Here is a 5,586-nt window from a genome sequence, read left to right on the forward strand (position 1 = left end):
CTTGTTCATTTATTCACCACCTTTCTCAGCCTCTTCTGTAGATTTATCACCATATCTCTTTTCTAAATAATAATCATATTTATCTAAAGGAACATGATTTAAGTCTATATATAAAGAATTAGTATTCTCTATATAAGGCAAGTTTTCCTTAGATCTTATTTCTTCTACAGTTATTGCACCAGTTTCTTTCATAGCCTTATAAAAACTCGCTCTTTCTGAACTACTGCCTCTCAATATGCTCTCGTAATTTATTCTAAAATATAAACTTTCTTTTTCTGTAGTGGTTAATAATTTATAAGTCATTTCATTTTCAATCATTTTTATTAAAGGTAATAAGCTTTCAATAAATAAATTCTTTTGATTCTCAGATAAATTATAACTACCTTCACTTATTGAAGTTAATACTTTAGGAACATTAAAACCTTGATGTATTTTATCATCTAGTATTGCTAAAATCTCTTTTACTTGAGATTCTGCAAAAGAATAAGACTGTACACCATTTCCTTGAATGGTATCAAATTTCATTCCTTCCTCTAAAACAGCAATGTTATCATCACCAGAATTAAGCACTTTATTAAATGCTTTCTTTAAATTAATTTTAGCTATCTCAGATAAATCGTCACTTTCTACAGTTATGATTCCTTTAATTATATTCTGCAAATTTGAATCGTATTGCTTATTAATTAAATTATTTACACTCTTCTTAGTTACAATTACACTTTCTAGTGCATTAAATCTATCAAAAGTATCCCTAAAATGAAGGCAATTATTATAATTTACATTTACAGGCTCATTATCTATAGTTCCACTAACAAAGTAAGTACCACTCACTTTATTTAAATTAGGACTTTCAATAATATTTAAAGAAGACACCTGTCCATTTTTAGTGCTTATTTTAATAAAAACCTCTTTATTTATTAACATTTCTTGCAATGATTCCTTCATAAAATCAAAATAATTTTGAAGAATGTTAGGTCTTTTAAGTACATTCGTCAGCTTATTATTAACTCTTATTGAATCCTTTTCTTTAGTTTCAAATAGTTGAAGGCTCATACTTGCAATATAACCACTTAAGACACTTATACAACTCATTGCTGTTGAATCATGCTTTAAATCTTCTCTAGTTACATCTACATCACCTAATAATTTACCTAATTCATCTAAGTTAATACTAGAATTATATAAGCTCTTTTTAGTAACAGATTTATAATTTTCTATTTTCATTTATTCACCTTCTTTCTACTAAACTTTTCTTTATCTCTATTATCTTTCTTTCTAATACTATTAACATTAATCCTGTAACGAATAAACCTAAAGCAATTGTTACAAAATAAGCACTAATAGCAATTAATAAAAGTGAAATTAAAAATAATATTTCTTCTATGTAATCAATTAAAAATCCTTTCATTTCCTCACCTCTAAACTATGTATTTATCATCAAATATTTTATTAAAATCTTTCTTTTTCTTTTCAGAATAAAATTCAACATAGCAAAATATCAAAGTAACAAGCAGATCTATTCTTTCCCACTTATTTTTACGATTTTTTGCTATCATTATATCTCCACCTTTACCTTCTGAAACCTTAGCACAAGCTACGCAATAATCTAGAACATTATTCTTTTCATATTTTACTTTTTCTTCATATACTAAATCTCTAAATCTAAGCGTATATCTACTAAGTTGAGTATATGTTTGCTTTAAGACAACAATATCAAAATCATCTTGTAATTCATTTACTAATAATTCTGAATAAGTTGGATCTATGTATATATTTTAATAGTGCATTTATATTTAGACTCTATATTCCTTATATATTTACATATATCTAAATACTTAATATTATCGCCCTCTTGTATCGTTACATTATCTAAAGCTTCTTCTGCTAAATAGTTTATATTTTCACTTCTATTTACATTGTTCAAACTGTTTTCAGGTAAGAATCCATGTGATTTACAGTAAATAACTTCCCCCTCCTGATACATTATTGATATACTTGTCAAATCTGTAGTTTTAGATAAATCCACAGCAACAGAAACCTTCTTACCTTCAAAATCTACTTTATCAACTTCACATTTCTTCCATAAGTCTTTTTGTAAATAGAATTCCTCATCCGATACGCTATCCAACATTATGTTCATATTTTTAGTTATATGTTCTATCTTATCTTTTTCAACTATCTTTGCACGTTCTCTAAACTGTCTAATCTCTTCATAGTTTTCTTCTATTCTTAAAGGATTAGCTCTGTATATTCCTTGATCTTCCCAAATCTCATCCTTATTAGCATAGTAGATTAAGCAGAAATACCTTTCATTTACTTTTTCATCCTTTAAAATCTTTCTACAGTAATCTAATTCTCCATACATAATGGATGTAGAATTAGGATAGGCACTTGTAGTATAAAACATAAGTGGATTCAATACTGATTTCTGACCACTCCTTAATGCATTTATATTATCTTTAGTATCAAAAGCACCTAATTCATCTGCTACTACATAACAACCACGAATACTATTATTCTTATCTGCATTGGCAGTTAAAGGCTTATAATAACTTTTAGTAATTAAACATTCTAAATTACCTGTCCATTGCTTAGATATTTTAAATCTCTTGCATAAAGCAGGACTAGCTTCTATTATTTGCTTTATTTGTTTTCTTAATTCACTCGATAACTCTTTATCTAAACATATAGAATAAAATTCACTATAGTTCTGTTCTAGCAACATACCAACTATAAATATAATTGCACAAATTGTTCCTTTAGCATTCTTTCTCGATATGAACAACATCGACTCCCTATATCTAAATTTATTTTCATTACTTTTAAATCTCCACCCAAATATATTTACAACTAGAAAACATTGAAATGTAGCTAAATTATCTAATATTGGCTTTCCACCTAAAAATCCTGTAGCAAATCTCATTAGTGAAATTATTTTTTCAACTTTATCTAACTTATCTTCATCAAAATAATATTTAAAATCATCTTTATATTGCCTATTATTATAGTCATTTAAAAACTTTTTACATTGTGCTACAACTTCCCAAGTAGTAACTTCCTTACCACTCACACAATCTTCTGCATATTCAATAGCTTTATCTAATAGTATCAATTAATCACATCCTTTCTTCTATAAAATAAAAAGATGCTTTACTATCCCTACCTTGTTAGATAGAGATTAAAAACATCTTAACTCTTTAAAATATTTAATAATTCATCGTTATCTTCTTCTGTTTTTGCTAAAGATAAAGTAGCTAATTTACTTCTACTCATAGGACTTAACCCTAATTGGATACAACATTGATAGAATATTGAATAGTAATCCTTATAAATATTTATAGCTGGATTTTTTTGAAGTGATCCATCATTTTTCTGAATTACTTGTCCAAACTCTTTTATTTTTTTATTAGCTTCTTCCATTTGTAATATTGAATTAACAGTTTGTATCAGTATATTTATATCAAGGTTGTTGAGAATATTACTTGCCTTTAACTCACCAACTAGAAATAAATATAGTTCCTTCTCTTTTTTTATTTTTAATTGTTTTGGTACTTCATAAACTAAGTCATGATTACCCTTTAACTTTTCTTCTGCTTCCTTACGTTGCTCAATTTCCTCTTTAGTGTAATGTTTACTTGTTAGCTCTAATGGTTTTGCAACAGACATAATATTTCACCACCTTCCTTTGTTATTGAAAATAATTTTTAAAGGGATATTTTTTTATAAGTGAGGGGCTAAGGCTTTAGAAACACCACAAAATTCGACATTTTAAACTGCTAGGGGGCTATCCCTCAACTTTCTTAACCACGCTTGACATTCCTTCTTACTTTCCTTACTTAATTCATACCTCATATGTACTTCTTCATGTACTTTAAATGATAAAGGAATCAAGTTATCTCTATCAAAGAAGTTGCTCTCATTAGCTTCCTCAATATGATGTAGTATCTTAGCTTCCTCAACCTCACCTTTCCCTAATGAAACTAAGCACATCCAATTATACTCAGCCATTATACTTTGTCTTAACTTCTTCCATCTCTTAGTATGATATAATCTTCTGTAACTACATTGTTCATAATCATACTTATCCTTACTTCTCTTGCTCTTACATTCATCACATAAAGCTCCTGTGGTATAGTCCATAATCTTACCACAATCACAACATAACTTCTTTAAAGCCATACTTGACTACCATATATTCATCTCACATTGATATTCAATACCCACTCTAGCATCATTGCATTTTATACTGAATGTAGTATCACCAAATTTTAATGTTAATGTATCCTTAATATTCCCTGTTACCCTACTATAATCAATCCATTGTACATCTATATTATCTCCGTCTATTATAAATATCTCGCCAGACCTACAATCCTTAACAGTTAATGTTTCACCATTCTTTTTATTAGTAACTATTAAATCACCATCTGCAATTATTTCAGCTTTTATTGTTGCATAAACATCATTTCCTTTATTACCTAAAGTTATTTCTTTTGGACTATTAGTACTGTTTACTTTTAAAGTTGATGTGTATATAGGAGTATAGCAGTATGGACTAAGTGATTGAAACTCGATACTAAATTCTCCTACATTCTTACTGTGTCTTTTTAAACTTCCACTTATAGGAATAACATAGTAGATCCTACCACCTATCTCTAATAAATTTACTTCTTTATTACTAAAAAATAATCTATTAATCTCATCTAAAAAAGTTCCATTTGTCCATCTAACATCTAATGAACTAGGAACTCCATTAACTTTTCTTATAAACTTTAATGTAAAAGTAAAGTTTTCTTTATCAACATTCACAAAATAATTATTGTTACTATTAACAGTTTGCCTAACTCCTAACTGATTCTCTAATTCTATATCATCATCTATAACGCATAATTGATAAAAATCTAAATCGTAACCATTATATCTAATTCCATTTTTATTTCTATATGTAAAACTCACCTTATCACCTACTACAAAATAATTCTATTTCTTATTAAGAAATCTAAAGAATAAGAACCTTCATCATCTCGAAAATAGAAACTTTCTCCCTTTGTTCTTGTTTCCCAAGACCTTGCTATATCTTTTAAATCAAATTTCATAAAATCAATATCTTTACCATAATTTTTAAAATGTTCTTCTCTATAAACTATTTTAAATCCTAATTTTTCTGCTTCCTTAATTAACATTTCTTTTAAATTTTTATCCATCTATTTCACCTATCCCTTTATTTATTTATTCATTTTACTTTTTATATTCTTAACATCTTCAAATATATCTCTCGGCATTTCGAAGTACCAAATTCTTTGTATTTTGTTTTTATATTTCCAGTGAGGTATCTTCTCAGTAAAATATAAATACTTATTAAGCTTTATTAATTCTTCTGCAATATAAACATTAGTGACCTCATAAAACTTTTCACAAACTTGATTTTTTAAAAATGCTTCCTTCTTTAAATCCATTTATTACACACCCTTCATCATTTATTATTTCCCCTCCAAGGAAGAGAGCANACGCCTAAGAAAAGACTGNGTAAATTTAAAATTAAACCAANAACTAACTAATAAGTACGTAAAAGAAANACACTAACCT

At 27.4% G+C, this 5,586-nt stretch carries 9 protein-coding genes; all 9 read right to left on the reverse strand.

The window, feature by feature from the left end; translation table 11 throughout:
* Positions 1-9 precede the first annotated feature (9 nt).
* On the reverse strand, positions 10-1,224 hold the full coding sequence (locus A500_RS04265; RefSeq protein WP_016206359.1) for a phage portal protein: 1,215 nt from the start codon (positions 1,222-1,224) through the stop codon (positions 10-12).
* Positions 1,225-1,228: 4 nt separating this feature from the next.
* Positions 1,229-1,408, reverse strand: a complete 180-nt coding sequence (locus A500_RS04270; RefSeq protein ID WP_040436517.1) for a hypothetical protein — start codon at positions 1,406-1,408, stop codon at positions 1,229-1,231.
* 10 nt (positions 1,409-1,418) lie between these two features.
* A complete protein-coding gene (locus tag A500_RS21625; RefSeq protein ID WP_341349937.1) occupies positions 1,419-1,772 on the reverse strand; it encodes a terminase TerL endonuclease subunit in 354 nt (117 codons plus the stop codon).
* Positions 1,763-3,112: a terminase TerL endonuclease subunit gene (locus A500_RS04275; protein ID WP_016206360.1), complete on the reverse strand. Its 1,350-nt coding sequence runs from the start codon at positions 3,110-3,112 to the stop codon at positions 1,763-1,765. Before A500_RS04275 ends, A500_RS21625 begins: the two co-directional genes overlap by 10 nt.
* Before the next feature lie 77 nt (positions 3,113-3,189).
* Positions 3,190-3,666: a phage terminase small subunit P27 family gene (locus A500_RS04280; protein WP_016206361.1), complete on the reverse strand. Its 477-nt coding sequence runs from the start codon at positions 3,664-3,666 to the stop codon at positions 3,190-3,192.
* 102 nt (positions 3,667-3,768) lie between these two features.
* On the reverse strand, positions 3,769-4,179 hold the full coding sequence (locus A500_RS04285) for a hypothetical protein (RefSeq protein WP_016206362.1): 411 nt from the start codon (positions 4,177-4,179) through the stop codon (positions 3,769-3,771).
* Between the two features lie 6 nt (positions 4,180-4,185).
* A complete protein-coding gene (locus tag A500_RS04290) occupies positions 4,186-4,956 on the reverse strand; it encodes a phage tail family protein (protein ID WP_016206363.1) in 771 nt (256 codons plus the stop codon).
* An 11-nt stretch (positions 4,957-4,967) separates the two neighbouring features.
* Positions 4,968-5,204, reverse strand: coding sequence for a hypothetical protein (locus tag A500_RS04295; RefSeq protein ID WP_016206364.1), 237 nt, complete (start codon positions 5,202-5,204; stop codon positions 4,968-4,970).
* A gap of 21 nt (positions 5,205-5,225) precedes the next feature.
* The gene (locus tag A500_RS04300) at positions 5,226-5,456 is read right to left on the reverse strand and encodes a hypothetical protein (RefSeq protein WP_016206365.1); all 231 of its coding nucleotides are present in this window, start codon (positions 5,454-5,456) and stop codon (positions 5,226-5,228) included.
* Positions 5,457-5,586: the final 130 nt, after the last annotated feature.

The sequence above is a fragment of the Clostridium sartagoforme AAU1 genome, from assembly GCF_000401215.1.
Lineage (GTDB): Bacteria > Bacillota > Clostridia > Clostridiales > Clostridiaceae > Clostridium > Clostridium sartagoforme.

What these genes read in the sequence shown, in the direction of transcription:
- A500_RS04265 (WP_016206359.1), bottom strand. Translation starts at nt 1,224, where the DNA reads ATGAAAATAGAAAATTATAAATCTGTTACTAAAAAGAGCTTATATAAT.
- A500_RS04270 (WP_040436517.1), bottom strand. Translation starts at nt 1,408, where the DNA reads ATGAAAGGATTTTTAATTGATTACATAGAAGAAATATTATTTTTAATT.
- A500_RS04280 (WP_016206361.1), bottom strand. Translation starts at nt 3,666, where the DNA reads ATGTCTGTTGCAAAACCATTAGAGCTAACAAGTAAACATTACACTAAA.
- A500_RS04285 (WP_016206362.1), bottom strand. Translation starts at nt 4,179, where the DNA reads ATGGCTTTAAAGAAGTTATGTTGTGATTGTGGTAAGATTATGGACTAT.
- A500_RS04295 (WP_016206364.1), bottom strand. Translation starts at nt 5,204, where the DNA reads ATGGATAAAAATTTAAAAGAAATGTTAATTAAGGAAGCAGAAAAATTA.
- A500_RS04300 (WP_016206365.1), bottom strand. Translation starts at nt 5,456, where the DNA reads ATGGATTTAAAGAAGGAAGCATTTTTAAAAAATCAAGTTTGTGAAAAG.